Origin of the sequence: Paenibacillus sp. MZ03-122A (genome assembly GCF_024213325.1) — a bacterium.
Lineage (GTDB): Bacteria > Bacillota > Bacilli > Paenibacillales > Paenibacillaceae > Paenibacillus > Paenibacillus polymyxa_B.
In genome coordinates this window covers 1-16,646 of the sequence record NZ_JANAVI010000003.1, presented here as the reverse complement: position 1 = coordinate 16,646, position 16,646 = coordinate 1, and the positions used below count along the sequence as shown (strand labels likewise).

The following is a 16,646-nucleotide window of genomic DNA, read 5'->3' as shown; positions in this document are numbered from 1 at the left end:
TCTCCTTTTCTATTTCATTCTTTTTGAACAATGGTTAATTCAAAATTCATTGTATCATGCCCGCCACGTTACTTGTAGTCCTTAAAAGTAACTCTGGTTATCAAAGCCTCTTGATGCAGTTCTTCATTCGCTCCCTGTCGGGAAATCCTGCATTCCGATGAAAGCTTTAAGGGTAAACCTGTTTGGCGATCTATGGTCAGATGATACACAGTACGCACAATGGATTGCTCCAGCTGGTTGCTCATATCCTCACAACTTTGTGCCCATATTTGGCTCAACTTCTTTTGCAGTTCTCGATTCGTTCCTGTATGCTGCGTTTTTAATATCCCGATTTGAGGGTTTAAAGTATTCATTTCTTTTATTAAACGATCTTTCAACCAGCGCTTTGCCGAAGCAGATTCCGGTTCAATCCTCAACACCCAAGTTCCCCGGGCAGCTCCCGTTTCCATACGAATGCTCTTATTCAGTGTATTTAATTCCTCAAGCTCCTGAATCGGATTAAAGCGATTTAACATACCATTTCTAACCAGAGGGGGATAACCGGATGTCAGCGCAACCCATTTTCCACTCTGACGAAGAAAACGTTCTTGTGTAACATCATCCTCGGACTTACCTTGTTGCAGAGCTGCGTAGCCACCTTGCTTACGAAAAGCCACTGCAGAGCCCCAGTGCATGGTCAATTCATCGTGATTTCTTAGCCTACCGCGATATTCAAACTGCTTATTCGTCGGCAGACCACTGTCAGCTCTAATTGCAGTTCGTCCAGTAAACGTTACCATCTCTTTGCCGGCCATTCCTGCAACAGCTCTCTTAAAAATCTGCTCAGGAGTATATTGTCGATCCAGTGCACAACCACTTAACACACCTATTACAAGGAACACACAAACCTGCATCACCCATTGCTTTCTCCAATACATCCATCATCCATCCTATCCTGAACATAACTGTACTCATGAGCAATAAGCCTGCTTCAAGGCAGTTATGCTACCTGGTTCACTTTATCGTGTTTTCCCTATAATTCAATCATACACACGATATAGCTACGTTTAGGATTACCTGTCTGCAATGGGTTATGCAAGACAAAAAGAGAACATTCCCTATGGAATATTCTCTACACATTGGCTACATGATCAACAACTATTCGATTGCGTCCTTCATTTTTCGCTTCGTACAAGGCCATATCAGCCCTATAAAATAAAGATTCAATACTGATCTGCTCATCCAGCCAGTTCCATTCAGCAATCCCACAAGAAACAGTCACCTGAGGCTCGGTTTCATGCTGCACACGGTAACGTATTTTTTCTGCATATTCGAGCGCCTGCTGAACCCCCAGCTGCGGTAAATAAATGGCAAGCTCCTCGCCGCCCCATCTTGCACATACATCCTCATCGCGAGTCGCCGAACGAACGATATTGCTGACACTTATCAAAATTTCGTCACCCGTCTGATGCCCATGCGTATCATTCACCTGTTTAAATTGATCAATATCTACCAAAATAAGAGATCCACAGAAATCCTTTTCCTGATGTTGCTGAATGATTTGGTCCACATAGTGACGTACATACAGACCTGTTAACATATCCATATTAGCCAATCGCCGCACTTCAGCGTGCAGCATAGCATTGGTTACCGCCAATCCGATATGAGGGGCTAGCATTTGCAGCATTTTGTAATTATCGTAAGAGAAAAAGTGTGGAAGCTTGCTGGACAATAGTATAACCCCTTTAGGAGTATCGCTGGTCTTCATAGGTACAGCCATCAAAGACTGGGAGTCTGTCGCATCCATAAAATGAGAGGATATCTTTCCATCCTTTCTATAGTCCGACACAATCACTGGTTCTCCTGTTAAGCGTATCAGCCCTGCAAATCCATCTTCAAGAGGGTAACTTTCCAGTCTTAAGCTTTCCACATTACTCGACATGACTTTAAAACAATTTCCATCCTGATCAAGCTGTACAATACAACAAAAGTCCGCCATGAACATTTTTAATAACTCCTGCACGGCAAATTCAAATATTTCATTTAACTTCAGGCTCTGATTCAAGCGCTGAACCAGTTCATTAATGAGACGCAATTCATGGATAAGTACATTCGATTGCTCAAGCAGCTTCGCATTTTCAAATGCAGTACCAGCCGTATCCGCCATCATGGCAATCAGCTCTACATCCACTTTTTTCATACTATCCGCACCCGATGGAAGAATCATATGGAAAACACCGTATACACCCTGCTTGCCACGTAATGGGATGGCGATTTCAGTTATTTCATCTTGTGTACCGACAGGCTCGTTCACAGCCATTTGCCCTTTCATAAATGCACGAACGCATACATCTTCATTCCGTTCATGCAGCAGCAAAGGTTTGACCTGCGGATTGCGACTGTGTCGATCCTGACTCATGTACAAGGTGATATCTACATGGGGAAACAAATAGGCGATGCTCCCGAATACCTCATCCAGCACGCCTTCCACGTCAATTTTGTCATGCATCCGTTTTACAATCTGAAATAAAATAGAACGGCGTCTACCTTCACGATCGCTTCGATTCTGCATCCCAAGGATATCTTCCATAAATATGTACTCAAACTTCGAGTAAAAGCAGGATTTAAAATGTAAAGCAGCTACTAACAATGTGTCCTGATTTGAGACAGAATGTTGAACAGGCTGTGTAAAACGAAGAGCGGCAAAGGGCTCCCTCTTATAATTACGGCATAGTATGGGAACCATATACACAAACGCAAGGCTTCCATCACGAAGTTTGCGCTGGCTCACTTCCATCTCTCTAGATATGCAACAACGTTCGACCAAATCCAAATCCTCGTCATCATCTTCTTCCCTACCAGCAACACGAACACCTATAAAATTAAAAACAGCAGTATACTCTTCGTTAATCCAAGATATACCATTGCTCTGCTGTAACCAACTCCGATATCCTTGGACAAGAAGCTGATTAATATAGGGGAAATCATAGGGTGTCATATCCATGTTCTGGAGCCAGGCAAAAGACGTATATCCTTTATCATCAAACAGCGGAGCACCGCTAGCCTGGACTGTTTTACTGTCAAGCATTTGCTGATCCGTTGTTGAAAATTCCGACATATTAAGGCGCTCCTTCACAGCAAAGTTAGCTGTACCAAGACAGCGGCTATACACCACTATAGCTCATAATATGATCTATTTTACTCTCAACTTTAGAAATTTGCATCCATTTTTCAGAAATTCGTCCCACTTTTTTAGTTCTAAAGCCCTATCGACAAATTTTGACGTTTTCATTCTTTTTCTCTTCTTGACATTGACCTAGTCTTACATATAGTATATATTATTGAAAAAGACTGTACGGCAGAACTATCTACTGTGCGGATCTTAAATTTTGGGCGTAACAGTTTGTGTCACCCTCATCTTTTTTGTTGCTGACAGGACAGCGGCTGAACTTTTCTGTCAGTAGTGCGTCTTACCTTAATAGGTAGCGCCGAACAAATTGGAGCGCAAAGAGAGCCCCAACTCAAATTTTAATTATGAAGGAGTTAACTCTATAATGGCACGTTACACTGGTCCTAAATTTAAATTGAGCCGTCGTCTCGGTATTTCCCTGAGCGGCACAGGTAAAGAATTGAAACGCCCTTTCCCTCCGGGACAACATGGTGCAAACCAACGGAGAAAAATCAGCAACTACGGTATGCAGCTTCAAGAGAAACAAAAGCTGCGTCACATGTACGGCTTGGGTGAAAAACAATTCCGTACCCTGTTCAACAAAGCTCAACACATGCACGGTATCGCTGGTGAAAACTTTATGTTCTTGCTGGAAAGCCGTCTGGACAACCTTGTATTCCGTCTTGGCTTTGCTAATTCCCGTGCAGGCGCACGTCAATTGGTAGCTCACGGTCACGTTACTGTGAACGGTAAAAAAGTTGACATCGCTTCTTACCAAGTAAGCCCTGGCGACGTGATCGGTCTTCGTGAAAGAAGTCGTTCCCTGTCTTCCATCAAAGAAGCTTTGGAAAACCGCAACCACTTGGCAGCTTACCTGGAGTACAATGACGCAGCTCTGGAAGGTAAATTCATTCGTTTGCCTGAGCGTGGCGAATTGTCCCAAGATATCGATGAAAAACAAATCGTCGAATTCTACAACCGCTAAGCCTTGCATTAGCACCAAAAGCACCCGAATTTATTCGGGTGCTTTTTTATATTCTCTATGCATCGAGCCTGAGGGTTTTATTCAATGGGGATGTATACCTTCATACTCAAATGATCTGGATAGGAGGAATTCATCACGTCCGTAATTTCAAAATCAGGCCCCTCCCTCCGTTCAAAATTAGAATTAGGAAGCCATGTGCCATAGATAAAGTCTCGTATATTCTGAACCCGTCCATCTGAACCCGAAGCGTCAAACTCAGCATATTTCCCTGCTGGAATCTCAATATATATGAAACCCTCTGCCAGTTCTTTTGACTCTTTTTCAACTGCCTCGCCCACCACAAATGAAAATGCACCGTTGTCTTCAAATCGACAGGCAACCCCATATGACATTCCCGGTGCAATTTTGTTCGGGATACACATAAAATATTCATTTGTTCCAAAGTGTCCATAAAATCCTGGGATTTCTTTATAGTGCTGCTCATTATTCAGGTTTGTTTTATATTCATATCCTACAATTTTGACCGTTTCGAGCTGCAATATCACCGGCTTATTCACATCCAAATCCCCCATCGTATTTTTTTGGTAATCCAGAAAATTGATTTTACTTTGCCCAGGAAGCTCAATATCACCGTTACGATACTTCCCAGGGGTGATCCCAAAATTCTTTTCAAAAGCGCGGGTAAAAGCCTCTTGTGAGTTGTACTGATACTCAATAGCAACGTCCAACACTTTTGGATTGGATTGTTTTAGCTGTTCAGCCGCCTCGGACAATCTTCTCCTTCTTATATATTGTTGAACCGTAAAACCCGAAATGGCCTGAAAAACCCGCTGGAAATGAAAAGCTGAAAAGCATGCCTGTGAAGCAATATCGGCAATTTTTAGATCCTCACGGAGATTCAATTCAATAAACTCAATCGCACATTGAATTCGTTTAAAATAGTCCATATAATCCTTCCCCGCACTTGTAATTGTTTTGGTTATCGATCCTACACCCAAATTGTGCAACCCACGTTTTCATTATGTATAACTCTTTACCTACATGTTTGATTATTTGTGCTAAGTTTACCATGACTTTTCACTTTGCAGAAATAAAAAAGCAGCGCTGAGATCGATACAATCTCCAGCGCTGCTTTTAAATATATTTTCATTATCCAAGCTTGATTTTAGCAAATTTCCGTTTACCTACCTGCACAATGTCGCCTTCCTTCGGCGTGTATGCTTCGTTCACATCGGTCCATTTCTCTTCGTTAATTTTGACCGAACCCTGCTGAATACTGCGCTTGGCTTCACCGTTAGATGCTGCAAAGCCCAGATGAGTCAGCAACTGGATCACACGAATGCCACCTTCTTCTAACTGATCAGCCGTCAAGGTGAACTCTTCAATATCATCAGGCAGCGCACGTTGCTGGAATACGGTCACAAAATGCTGCTTCGCTGCTTCCTCTGCTTCTTCACCATGGTACATGCGCACTAACGTTCCAGCCAGCTTCATTTTGGCATCACGTGGATGCACTGAGCCGTCCTTAACACCTTTCGCCAGCTCTGCCAGCTCCTCGTTGTTGATATCCGTTGCAAGCTCAAAATATTTCAGCATCAGCTCGTCAGGAACGGACATGGACTTACCGTATATTTCGTTCGGCTCCTCATCAACACCAATGTAGTTCCCCAAACTTTTGCTCATCTTCTGGACGCCATCCAGCCCTTCAAGCAATGGTAATGTAATCGTAGCCTGCGGCTCAACTCCGTATTCTTTTTGCAGGGTTCTGCCCATTAGCAGATTAAACTTCTGATCCGTCCCCCCCAATTCAATATCGCTTTGGAGAGCCACGGAATCCATGCCCTGCATCAGCGGGTAAAAGAACTCATGGATGCTGATCGGCAATCCGTTTTGGTACCTTTTTGTAAAATCATCCCGTTCCAACATACGGGCAACCGTTACTTTGGCCGACAGGGTTACTACATCAGCAAAAGACATTGGCCCTAACCATTCGGAATTGTAGAATACCTTTGTTTTTTCAGGATCGAGAATTTTAAAAATTTGTTCCTTGTACGTTTGTGCATTACGCTGTACATCTTCCTCAGTCAGTTGCTTGCGAGTCTCCGATTTACCTGTCGGATCACCAATTCTTCCCGTAAAATCTCCGATAATCAGTTGCACTTGATGGCCTAATTCCTGGAACTGGCGCAGTTTGTGCATAACAACCGTATGTCCGATGTGAATGTCAGGCGCAGATGGATCAAGACCCAGCTTAATTTTGAGTGGCTCGCCGCTAACGACCGATTTAATAACCTTACGCTTCAGCTCATCCTCAGGTACAATTTCCGCTACTCCACGACGTATCACCTCTAGCTGTCGCTCGACCTCTACCTGTTGCTCCGGCTTCAATTCTTCCCACTTCATGCTGTATACCCCCTATTTTTCATCCAAAATATTACATATTAGACAAACCAAAAAGCCCCTTTCATCCCAAGGGACGAGAAGGAGCTGCTCGCGTTACCACCCTAATTAAAGAAACGCATGTCAAAGACAGACATTTCTTTCACTTCATTCCTATAACGGGCCTACACCCGGTACTGGATTACTATGGCAGCTTCGCAAATCTGCAAATGCTTTCCATTCATCCAGACAGCTCCAGACGGTAATTCAAAGGAGGGACGCTACCGATTCACACCACCCATCGGCTCTCTGTACAACGTGAATCCGCCTTCTACTGAAGTCTTTCTCTGCTTTTCACGATATTTACTTTGACCTATTTATACCACACTGCTTTTATGTAGTCAACGACACCAAAAGACAGGCTTTTTAGCATATGGGTTCATTTTGTAATTTTATGCTATAATAATGGCTGTTATAAAGGAGGAAGACTTAATGGTTGAAGAAAAAAACAATGTATCAGAGCCAAAGCCTTCCCGCTTGCGGACAACCATGCGAAGGCTCGGCCGTGTCATAAAGTGGGTCGTCATCATCGGTTTTATGGGGGCACTATTTGCAGGAGGAGCCGCCGCCGGCTATGTTGCTTCTATTGTAAAAAGCGAACCCGTGCGTTCCAGATCCATGATCCTACAGGAAGTAGATAAGAATGCAATCACAGGCTTCGCTTATTTCAATGATGGCTCTCCCATCGGACAACTTCGGACAGAAGAAGATCGAAGACCTGTCACGTTTAAGGAGATTCCACAACTCGTCATTGACGCAGTCATTGCCATTGAAGATAATCATTTTTACGAGCATAAAGGTGTCGATCTGTCGGGAACGCTGCGTGCTGTGAAGCAAAAGGCGCTGCATGAATCCGTACAAACCGGGGGTAGTACCCTCACCCAGCAGCTTGCACGTCGTGTCTTTCTAAATCTCGATCGCACGGATGACCGCAAGGTCAAAGAAATTTTGCTTTCTCTGCGCCTTGAGCGCTTCCTAAGCAAGCAACAAATTATTACGGCCTATCTCAATAAAGTACCTTTTGGTAATGGTTCAAGCGGTTACAACGTCTTTGGCATTAAAGCAGCGGCCAAAGGTATCTTTAATGAGAATGATCTGAACGAGCTTAATATAGCCCAGGCTGCCTATCTAGCAGGTTTGCCACAGCTTCCTTCTTCTTATTCTGCTTTCAACGGTAAGGGTGAGTTTAATGAAGCTGGCTTTAAAAGAGCCATCAACCGCCAGCACCTGGTACTCAGTCGAATGCTGGAGGAGAACAAAATCAATAAAGCACAGTATGATGAAGCGATGGCTTTTGATATCAAAAAATCTCTCGCACCACGCACTGTTAAAGCTTATAACACCTATCCATACCTTATGATGGAAACAGAACGACAAGCTGCGCAGGCACTCATGTCTGTCACCAATCCGGGTCAAGCAGCTAATGCCAGTGCAGATACCAAGACCAAGGATGATAACGATTTACTCAAAGAAGCCGAACAGCAGCTTCGCACAGGCGGTTATATGGTGTACACCACCATTGATAAGAGCGTATACAAATCTATGCGTCAAATTGCAGAAAATAAAAACAACTTCTCTGCCACTAGTAAAACCAAGGGTGACGAACAAGCAGCGGCTATTCTGATTCAGCATAAAACAGGCGCCATTCTTGGAATGATGGAAGGTCGGGACTTCCAAAAGGAGCAGATGAATTATGCCACCCAGATGGTACGTCAGCCGGGTTCGGCAATGAAACCGATTGCTGCCTATCTCCCTGCATTGGACAGCGGTCTTGTGCAGCCTGGTAGTATCGTGGATGATGCCCCTATTATTTTGAAAGATGGCAGTAATGGATATCACATTCCGAAAAATTCTAACAACCGCTATCAAGGATTGGTCACGGCGCGTTATGCACTGAATCAATCGCTAAATACGATAGCACTCAAGCTGTTTAACGAAAAAGTAGGGATTAGCAATGCTTGGGCTTTTGCTAAAAAACTGGGTATTACCACCTTGGAATCTAGTGATAACAACGCCCAAACGGGTGTACTTGGCGGTTTAGCCCACGGGGTGACCGTCGAGGAACTCACGAATGCATATGGAGCCATTCCAAATGGCGGTGTGTTTAATGATGCCTATATGATCGAAAAGATTGTGGATTCGCAAGGCAATATTGTATATAAGCATCAGCCTAATCCTGTGCAGGCCTTCTCACCGCAAACCGCCTACCTGATGACAGATATGTTGCGTACAGCCGTGTCGGAAGGCACAGGCAGACTGGTGAAGCGGAACTTTGATCAATCCGGTAAGATTCCGATTGCCGGCAAGACAGGCACTACGCAATCCTACACTGATGTTTGGTTCGAGGGCTTTACGCCTGACGTCACACTAGGTGTATGGGTTGGTTACAAGCAACCTGTTAATAAGCTTGAAACGAAAGTCCAAAAAGAGCGGGCTCGCCGCTTATGGGCTCTAATCATGAATGAAGTAACAGCTAAAGATGCTCAGCTGTTCCAAACGGACAACTTCAAGAGACCTGACGGCATTGTAAGCCGTACAGCATCCGCGTATGGTTCGGACATTTATAACAGTAAGTATCCACCTAAAAACAGTGAAAATGGTGTGAGCCGTGCGAAATATATTACCTACCAAGGTGTGAATTATATTCCACGCGATGGTACACCGGATGATATGTTATATGAACGGACCGTTAGGAAACGGGAAAAGTCAATCTCAGAATTGATTAAAGAGCTTCAGCAAGCCTTTAAGGTGATGAGACGACATAACTCGTTGTCCTATTATCTGCCTCAGGATGCAGATAAGGAAGCTCCTACTCAGATTGATCCACGCAAGGACGATGGAGCAGCTCCTAACGCTCCATCTAGCGTCAACGTAAGCTATAGTGACGGTAAAGCCATAATCAGCTTTAGCCCAAGCGGAAACAGCGACGTCGTAGGATACCGTCTGTATCGTTCTACAGATGGGGGTAGCTTCCAACGGCTTGGCAAGGTCGTTATGGCTGACAGCTCCAAGGTGTTCTCTGACAGCCCTGGAGGCAGCAGCTCCAGCTACTACGTGACTGCCGTTGATGTGGGCGGTCATGAGTCCGGGCCAAGCACGAAAGCAAGCGCAGCACCTGTGGTGCCACCTGCAGATTCTGAGTCTCCAAACGTTCCGGGCGAGGGAGATGGAACAGGTGCGCAGCCTACAGAGGTTCCTACTGCCCCTGGACAGCCTCAAGCTAAAGCCGCTGGCTCATCCGTAGCGCTCCAATGGAGCGCAGGTAAATCTGCGGACACTATTACAGGCTATAACGTGTATTACAGCGAAAACGGTGCGGAGCCTTTTACAAACATAGGCTCTACCGCATCTACCAGCTTTGAATATAAGTCAGGGAAAAAGCTAAAAGGTTGGTTTCGTGTCACTTCCATGAATGCCATGGGGGAATCGGCTCCTTCCGGAGCCGTCCGTCCATAACTGAAGACAAAAGCAGAAAGTGATAGGTTGGGTGAAGATGAGATTCGCCCTAACAAAAAGGGAGTCCCCTTAGCCATTAAGGCTTTGGAGACTCCCTTTTTTAATTCTAATATGCAGAGCACTTCAATCCTCTATGGTGGATAAGTCACCTGTAGGAAGGTTAAGCTCCCAGGCTTTCAACACGCGTCTCATAATTTTACCGGAACGGGTTTTGGGTAACTTTTCCTTAAACTCAATTTCGCGTGGAGCAGCATGAGCAGACAGCCCTTCCTTAACGAAGCGATAGATGTCCTGCTTTAAAGCTTCAGACGGTGCATAGCCTTCACGCAGTGCAACAAAAGCTTTGATAATCTCTCCCCGCACGGTATCTGGTTTTCCAATAACTCCGGCTTCCGCTACAGCAGGATGCTCCAGAAGCTTGCTCTCCACCTCAAAAGGGCCGATGCGCTCCCCGGAGGAGTTAATGACATCATCAATCCTACCCTGAAACCAGAAATATCCGTCCTCATCCATGTAAGCTGAATCACCCGATACATACCAACCAGGAAAGCGGAAATATCCCTGAAACTTGTTCGGATTGTTCCATATACGATTCATCATGGATGGCCATGGTGTACGGATCGCCAAGTGGCCCATCCGGTTAGGAGGCAACACCTGCCCTCTGTCGTCCAAAATAGCAGCCTGGATACCTGGGAGTGGCTTTCCCATCGAACCTGGCTTAATCGGCAGCTCAGGGTAATTACAGATCAACTGTGCTCCTGTTTCTGTCATCCACCAAGTATCATGAATGCGTTGTGTATACACTTGCCATCCCCATCGCACCACTTCTGGATTCAGCGGTTCCCCAACGGATAAAACATGCCGCAGACTGCTAAGATCATATTTGGAAACAACCTGCTCCCCTGCGCTCATCAGCATCCGAAACGCTGTAGGAGCACTATACCATATGGTCACTTCGTGACGCTCAATCGTGCGGTACCAGTCTTCCGGGCTGAAACGCCCCCCACGAATGACATTCGTCGCTCCATTTAGCCATGGAGCAAAAATACCGTATGATGTTCCCGTGACCCAGCCAGGATCAGCAGTACACCAATACACATCATCTTCCCGCAAATCCAGCACCATTCTCCCAGTATAGTAATGCTGAATCATTGCATTTTGCACATGATACACGCCTTTGGGCTTGCCTGTTGAGCCTGATGTATAGTGAATAATTAATCCATCTTCACGATTCAACCATTCTGGCTCAAGTTCCTCTGAGGATGTGAGCATTTCTGTTTCAAAATCGATAATTCCCTGCTCGCGTTCATCCATATCACCAACCACAAAAATATGTCGCAGCTCAGGAAGCTCCTCACGTTTTACCCGTGACAGAAGCGCAGGTGTGGTCACTAATGCTACTGCCCCACTATCCTCCAATCGATCCTTAACCGCAGTTTCCATAAACGCCTCAAACAATGGACCGACAACAGCCCCTACCTTTAGAACACCAAGTAAACTAATAACCAGCTCGGGTGAACGCGGCATGAAAATAAACACCCGCTCCCCTTTACCAATACCGTATTTGCGAAGCACATTTCCGAACCTGTTAGAGCTAGCACGAAGCTGAGAGAAGGTGTAGGTTTCATGACGGTTTGCGTCACAATACAATAGTGCCGCTTTCTCCCCTCGTCCTTCCTGCACATGTCGATCAATGGCTTCATGTGCCATATTTACCTTGCCTGTTTCATACCACGTAAAATGACGCTCTGCATCTTCCCACTGAAAGTTGTTGTAAGCTTGTTCATACGGGCCCATGTTGGATGTGGGAACTACAGTCTGGAGTTCTTCAAACTTCATACGTTCAGCCTCCTCACAATAGATTAATGAGAATCACACAGAACAAGATAACGCTTACAAAATCAATAAAGCAGATGAAGTTCTTTGGTTTACTGATTGATTTAAATTGTGAACATTTTATGTCTAAAACAGTATATCATAGGTCAGGATGTGACGACCATCCTTTTCATTTAATTGTTTTTTTGCTATAAGTAGGGGATATGAGGAACGAGCTTATGGCGAACAAGGAGGGCGTACGCATGCAGCATTTAAAACTGTACCACTTGGATACGCTGGATCATAACGGACAAACAATCTATGTAGAAGGCCCCGTATCCGCGGATCAACTGCGTTCATTTCAAATGCACAAGCAATTAGATGCCTTTCGCAAACCAAAGGAACAGTTCGAAGCATTAGTGGATATTTCGGAACTGCCAGAAGGCAGAATTATCATTGCCCACAACGGGGAAACTCTCCTGGGATATGTTACTTTTCATTACCCAGATGAGATGGAGCGCTGGTCGGAAGCTGGCATGAAGGATTTACTGGAACTTGGAGCTGTTGAGGTAGCCGATGACTATCGTGGTCTGGGCCTGGGTAGCCGAATGATTCGGATTGCCTTTGAGGACGGCCAGCTTGAATCCTATATTATTTTTACGACCGAATACTATTGGCATTGGGATTTAAAAGGCAGCGGTCTCTCTGTGTGGGAATACCGCCGCATGATGGAACGTCTGATGAAAACTGTAGATATGGTCTGGTACGCCACTGATGATCCTGAAATATGTTCACATCCTGCTAACTGTCTGATGGTACGAATGGGAAAGGATGTGCCCCTTGCATCACAGGAGCAGTTTGACCATATCCGGTTTGTCCGAAGATTCATGTATTAAAAAATTATACCATTAGCCCAAATGCTTGAGCATGAACTCCACAATACGATGCGAACGATGTGAAGCTTCTACCGTAAATTCAGCATAATTAACGTGAGCCGATCCATCAGCCTTATCTGACATAGACCGTAGGACAACATAAGGCACAGCGTTCATATGAGCTGTCTGAGCCACAGCTGCACCTTCCATTTCGGTACAAGCACCGTCCATTTCCTGATGCAATGCAGTCACTAACTCACGACTTGCAACAAATTGATCGCCAGAAAGTACCTTGCCGACAATATAACGATCGCCAAATGATTTGCAGGCTTGCTCAGCTAGACTTACAAGCTCAGGATCAGCTACAAACTCTGAGGTGTCCTGATAAGGAATGACTCCTCTGGCATAACCCAAAGGCGTTACATCCATATCATGCTGCATACATGTTGATGAGATGACAATATCCCCAATGTTTAAATCGGGATGAACGGCCCCTGCCACTCCCGTAAATATAATCTGTTCCACACCAAAATGATCAATCAGGATTTGTGTTGTTACCGCAGCATTAACCTTGCCTACACCGGATTTGCAGACAACGACTCTTTGCCCGTGAATGATTCCTGTAGTGTACGTGATTCCAGCCTTGACCGTCTTGCTTGCTTCCGTCATCGCTGCCAGCAGCAATTCAATTTCTTCATCCATAGCACCCATTAATCCGTAAAGTCGGCTCATTACGCATCCCTCTATTCTTGGTTTGATGATGATGTCCATAAGAAGCTTTATATCCGCGAAAAAAGCTCCATCAAAGGAGCTTTCATCGAAGGTATATCCTATTCAGCACTGCGTCTAGTCTAAATAATTAACTGACAACCGCAAAATAGTTTCATGCGGCAAAATAACGCGAGGGTTCTCCACGTTTTCCTTTTTCATCAGCTTGGTCAGCAAACGCATCGCTACCGCACCCAAATCGTACATCGGTTGCGCGACGGTTGTCAGCTGAGGACGAACCATAGAGGCCATACGAATATTGTCGACACTGATTACCGAAAAATCATCAGGAACTTTCAATCCCTCATCCTGAATACTGTGGATCGCACCAATTGCCATCTCATCCGTAGCAGCAAAAATCGCACTTGGCTTCTTCTTTAGGCCGAGAAAATATTTCATTGCCTCGACACCGGATTCATAACGGTAGTTCCCGATTCGCACGAGATCCTCCTGATAATCAATTCCGGCTGTTTCCAGTGCTCTCTTGTAACCTTGGAAACGTGCATAGCCGTTTGCAGGGTCTTGAAGAGTACCACTGATCATTGCGATTTGACGGTGTCCATGGCGGATCAACGTGTTTACTGCATCATAAGCAGCGGCTTCATGGTCGATATCGACCGAAGGATAGCTTCCTTTTTCATCACTCGTTGCACATAGAACAATAGGGACCGCAGCTGTATGGAACGCCTGAATATGCTCGTCCGTTACTGTACCACCCATGAACAGAAGACCATCCACTTGCTTTTCAAGCAATGTGTTGATGACACGAATCTCTTTTTCTTTTCGCTTGTCGGCATTACACAAAATAATATTATAGTGATACATATTCGCTATATCTTCAATACCGCGCGCAATTTCTGCAAAAATTGAGTTCGATATATCCGGTATAACCACGCCGACGGTCGTTGTCTTCTTGCTGGCCAGACCTCTAGCGACCGCATTTGGACGATATCCCAATTGTTCAATCGCTTCGTACACTTTCTTGCGGGTCTGAGGTTTCACATTAGGATTATTGTTAACTACGCGGGACACTGTGGCCATTGAGACACCAGCTTCGCGAGCTACATCATAGATCGTTACCGTCACATTCCTTCTCTCCATTGCCAATAAATTTTCAACCGAATCCTAGATCAACTAATTAGAACCATGATACGACAAAATACTACTTTATGCAACGACAGCACACATTTATCTATGTGAGATGATCGTGGAGTGCACGGGCTGTAATATTCGAATGGGATGTATGCCAAACAGCCTCTCCGTCCTTGATTAAAATGGCCTGCGGGGATTCATGCTTCACCTGAAGCCTGTCCGCGGTTTCATTGGACACCGGCCGATCTTCTACTACATAAATGATACCGTATTCAATATTTTCGTTGGGAGCGCCATGCAAATAGGACTCCACTTCCTGATATGCGCCTGCACTTATCGGACAACGTGTGCTATGTTTAAAGAGAAGCAACGGCTTGTCTGATGACGCTTCCAGAGCCGTATTTAATTGTTGAACAGTAGTCATTTTTGTCATCGTCGCCATTGGATATACATTCCTTTCTGTGTCTTGTCGTATGGCCTATTCTCATCGTAACAAAAAGAACATGTAAAATCCAATGGTGACCATGAAAATTTTCATATTTTTTAGTTTTTTGTATTCGTAAATACCGATTCACTGGTAAAACCGGATAATTGAACCAATTTTCTCTCTACATCATTCATCCAATCTTCGTCTCCCAGACTTCTCGCATAGCGATAAAGATCCAATAAGAGATTAATTCGAAGCTCCATCCGCTCCTCCAAAGCAGATTGCCAATCCACATTGGGATTGTCCGCTTCCTCCAGTACAAGCTTGCGAATGATTTCTGCCAGTTCATTGTTGCGAGCAAAAGATATTCTCCGTGCCGTAGGTTTGCTCCCTAGACTTTGTAATAGTGCCTTAATGTCTTTCGTCACATGCTGCAAAACCTCACTGGAAAAGCATGACGAGCATGAGAATACAGGGACGTGCAAAATTTCAACCTTGCCCGCATAGATTACCTTTCGCAGTTCCAGTCCCATCGGTTTGCCACATTGACATTGCTTATGCATTTAACCACCTCATTACGTAGGATCAAACTATACGAGGATCTCGTCAGAATCCAAATATATCTATCTACTAGTCTAATAAATATTTGTTAACTCCATTAAATCTATCATACCTTGTTTTATTTCGACTTTGGGACCTCAAATCCTTCCACAGATTGCAGCTATGAACAAATTACCAAAGCTTTGGCGAGTCAGAAAATGACGACAATTGCTGTCAAAGAGCAGACTACTAACATAAGAATCTGCGAAGGAATGGACTTCGGGCGTTCTTTTTCTTAAGATGTAAAAGTACAGATTACAAAACAGAGGTGTCATCATGTGACGCACGAAAGGATGGTTGGATGTCAAGACTTGCTGGAAAAAAGGTTATCGCCCTAGTGGATGAGGAATTCGAGGATCTGGAGCTGTGGTATCCGATTTACCGTGTTCGTGAAGAAGGCGCAGAAGTGCATTTAGCCGGTGCGGAAAAGGGTAAAAAATATATTGGAAAATATGGCGTACCTGCTGAAGCGGAATATGCCTTTGAGGAACTGAATAGCAGTGATTATGACGGGATTCTCGTCCCTGGCGGTTGGGCACCTGATAAACTGCGCCGCTATCCCAAAGTAATTCAACTCGTACAGGAGTTTCATGCTGCTCATAAGCCGATTGGGCAAATCTGCCATGCAGGCTGGGTACTGATCTCTGCTAAAATTTTGGATGGTGTTACGGTAACCTCCACACCAGGTATTCGTGATGATATGGAGAATGCAGGAGCTATTTGGAAGGATGAGGCAGTTGTAACGGATGGACATATTGTATCTGCTCGTCGGCCGCCTGATCTTCCACCTTACGGAAAAGCGTTCTGCGATTTGTTAGCAGATAACACCCGGAAATAAGAGAATAAGTCCTGACACTCAGGGCTTGAATAACCCAATCTAATGGAATCAGGATAATTGCTAATTATGAATTTTCCATAAACAAGAGGTTGTCAACAAGATGAAAAAAAGAACCTTCAAAACCATGGGACTGACCCCCGTTTGTGAGACAGGGATCAAAACACCTTTCAAGTTTAAGCAGCCAGTCGCCTGTAATCTACCGG

At 44.8% G+C, this 16,646-nt stretch carries 13 protein-coding genes and 1 other annotated feature; of the genes, 4 read left to right on the top strand and 9 right to left on the bottom strand.

Features of this window, described 5'->3' with window-relative positions; translation table 11 throughout:
- Positions 1 to 68: 68 nt before the first annotated feature.
- Both NLX74_RS07180 and NLX74_RS07175 read right to left on the bottom strand, forming a co-directional pair.
- Positions 69 to 893, bottom strand: coding sequence for a hypothetical protein (locus NLX74_RS07180; protein WP_254328595.1), 825 nt, complete (start codon positions 891 to 893; stop codon positions 69 to 71).
- Between the two features lie 218 nt (positions 894 to 1,111).
- The gene (locus NLX74_RS07175; RefSeq protein WP_254328347.1) at positions 1,112 to 3,097 is read right to left on the bottom strand and encodes a sensor domain-containing diguanylate cyclase; all 1,986 of its coding nucleotides are present in this window, start codon (positions 3,095 to 3,097) and stop codon (positions 1,112 to 1,114) included.
- 436 nt (positions 3,098 to 3,533) lie between these two features.
- Between NLX74_RS07175 and rpsD the strand changes: the two genes are divergently transcribed.
- Positions 3,534 to 4,133 carry a 30S ribosomal protein S4 gene (rpsD, locus tag NLX74_RS07170; RefSeq protein ID WP_061829003.1) on the top strand — a complete coding sequence of 200 codons (600 nt, stop codon included), beginning with the start codon at positions 3,534 to 3,536 and terminating at the stop codon, positions 4,131 to 4,133.
- 77 nt (positions 4,134 to 4,210) lie between these two features.
- Here rpsD and NLX74_RS07165 read toward each other — a convergent pair whose 3' ends face one another.
- Positions 4,211 to 5,080 (bottom strand): AraC family transcriptional regulator, encoded by an 870-nt coding sequence (locus NLX74_RS07165; RefSeq protein ID WP_254328346.1) that lies wholly within the window; start codon positions 5,078 to 5,080, stop codon positions 4,211 to 4,213.
- Between the two features lie 202 nt (positions 5,081 to 5,282).
- Positions 5,283 to 6,536, bottom strand: coding sequence for a tyrosine--tRNA ligase (tyrS, locus tag NLX74_RS07160; protein WP_165177396.1), 1,254 nt, complete (start codon positions 6,534 to 6,536; stop codon positions 5,283 to 5,285).
- A gap of 66 nt (positions 6,537 to 6,602) precedes the next feature.
- Positions 6,603 to 6,869, bottom strand: a binding site (T-box leader).
- 135 nt (positions 6,870 to 7,004) lie between these two features.
- On the opposite strand from tyrS, the gene NLX74_RS07155 reads away from it, so the two are divergent.
- Positions 7,005 to 10,028, top strand: a complete 3,024-nt coding sequence (locus tag NLX74_RS07155; protein WP_254328345.1) for a transglycosylase domain-containing protein — start codon at positions 7,005 to 7,007, stop codon at positions 10,026 to 10,028.
- A gap of 123 nt (positions 10,029 to 10,151) precedes the next feature.
- Here NLX74_RS07155 and acsA read toward each other — a convergent pair whose 3' ends face one another.
- Positions 10,152 to 11,867: an acetate--CoA ligase gene (gene acsA / locus NLX74_RS07150; protein ID WP_254328344.1), complete on the bottom strand. Its 1,716-nt coding sequence runs from the start codon at positions 11,865 to 11,867 to the stop codon at positions 10,152 to 10,154.
- A gap of 239 nt (positions 11,868 to 12,106) precedes the next feature.
- On the opposite strand from acsA, the gene NLX74_RS07145 reads away from it, so the two are divergent.
- Positions 12,107 to 12,739 carry a GNAT family N-acetyltransferase gene (locus tag NLX74_RS07145; RefSeq protein ID WP_254328343.1) on the top strand — a complete coding sequence of 211 codons (633 nt, stop codon included), beginning with the start codon at positions 12,107 to 12,109 and terminating at the stop codon, positions 12,737 to 12,739.
- Positions 12,740 to 12,751: 12 nt separating this feature from the next.
- Here the strand turns inward: NLX74_RS07145 and NLX74_RS07140 are convergent, their stop codons facing one another.
- The 4 genes from NLX74_RS07140 to NLX74_RS07125 form a co-directional block, all read right to left on the bottom strand.
- Positions 12,752 to 13,450, bottom strand: coding sequence for a 5'-methylthioadenosine/adenosylhomocysteine nucleosidase (locus tag NLX74_RS07140; RefSeq protein ID WP_061828997.1), 699 nt, complete (start codon positions 13,448 to 13,450; stop codon positions 12,752 to 12,754).
- Between the two features lie 114 nt (positions 13,451 to 13,564).
- The gene (gene ccpA, locus NLX74_RS07135; RefSeq protein WP_061828996.1) at positions 13,565 to 14,572 is read right to left on the bottom strand and encodes a catabolite control protein A; all 1,008 of its coding nucleotides are present in this window, start codon (positions 14,570 to 14,572) and stop codon (positions 13,565 to 13,567) included.
- A 106-nt stretch (positions 14,573 to 14,678) separates the two neighbouring features.
- A complete protein-coding gene (ytxJ, locus tag NLX74_RS07130; protein WP_061828995.1) occupies positions 14,679 to 15,020 on the bottom strand; it encodes a bacillithiol system redox-active protein YtxJ in 342 nt (113 codons plus the stop codon).
- Positions 15,021 to 15,121: 101 nt separating this feature from the next.
- Positions 15,122 to 15,568, bottom strand: coding sequence for a hypothetical protein (locus NLX74_RS07125; protein ID WP_165177404.1), 447 nt, complete (start codon positions 15,566 to 15,568; stop codon positions 15,122 to 15,124).
- A 338-nt stretch (positions 15,569 to 15,906) separates the two neighbouring features.
- On the opposite strand from NLX74_RS07125, the gene NLX74_RS07120 reads away from it, so the two are divergent.
- A complete protein-coding gene (locus NLX74_RS07120) occupies positions 15,907 to 16,443 on the top strand; it encodes a type 1 glutamine amidotransferase domain-containing protein (protein ID WP_023989335.1) in 537 nt (178 codons plus the stop codon).
- Positions 16,444 to 16,646 lie beyond the last annotated feature (203 nt).

What these genes read in the sequence shown, in the direction of transcription:
- NLX74_RS07180 (WP_254328595.1), bottom strand. Translation starts at nt 893, where the DNA reads ATGCAGGTTTGTGTGTTCCTTGTAATAGGTGTGTTAAGTGGTTGTGCA.
- NLX74_RS07175 (WP_254328347.1), bottom strand. Translation starts at nt 3,097, where the DNA reads ATGTCGGAATTTTCAACAACGGATCAGCAAATGCTTGACAGTAAAACA.
- rpsD (WP_061829003.1), top strand. Translation starts at nt 3,534, where the DNA reads ATGGCACGTTACACTGGTCCTAAATTTAAATTGAGCCGTCGTCTCGGT.
- NLX74_RS07165 (WP_254328346.1), bottom strand. Translation starts at nt 5,080, where the DNA reads ATGGACTATTTTAAACGAATTCAATGTGCGATTGAGTTTATTGAATTG.
- tyrS (WP_165177396.1), bottom strand. Translation starts at nt 6,536, where the DNA reads ATGAAGTGGGAAGAATTGAAGCCGGAGCAACAGGTAGAGGTCGAGCGA.
- NLX74_RS07155 (WP_254328345.1), top strand. Translation starts at nt 7,005, where the DNA reads ATGGTTGAAGAAAAAAACAATGTATCAGAGCCAAAGCCTTCCCGCTTG.
- acsA (WP_254328344.1), bottom strand. Translation starts at nt 11,867, where the DNA reads ATGAAGTTTGAAGAACTCCAGACTGTAGTTCCCACATCCAACATGGGC.
- NLX74_RS07145 (WP_254328343.1), top strand. Translation starts at nt 12,107, where the DNA reads ATGCAGCATTTAAAACTGTACCACTTGGATACGCTGGATCATAACGGA.
- NLX74_RS07140 (WP_061828997.1), bottom strand. Translation starts at nt 13,450, where the DNA reads ATGAGCCGACTTTACGGATTAATGGGTGCTATGGATGAAGAAATTGAA.
- ytxJ (WP_061828995.1), bottom strand. Translation starts at nt 15,020, where the DNA reads ATGGCGACGATGACAAAAATGACTACTGTTCAACAATTAAATACGGCT.
- NLX74_RS07125 (WP_165177404.1), bottom strand. Translation starts at nt 15,568, where the DNA reads ATGCATAAGCAATGTCAATGTGGCAAACCGATGGGACTGGAACTGCGA.
- NLX74_RS07120 (WP_023989335.1), top strand. Translation starts at nt 15,907, where the DNA reads ATGTCAAGACTTGCTGGAAAAAAGGTTATCGCCCTAGTGGATGAGGAA.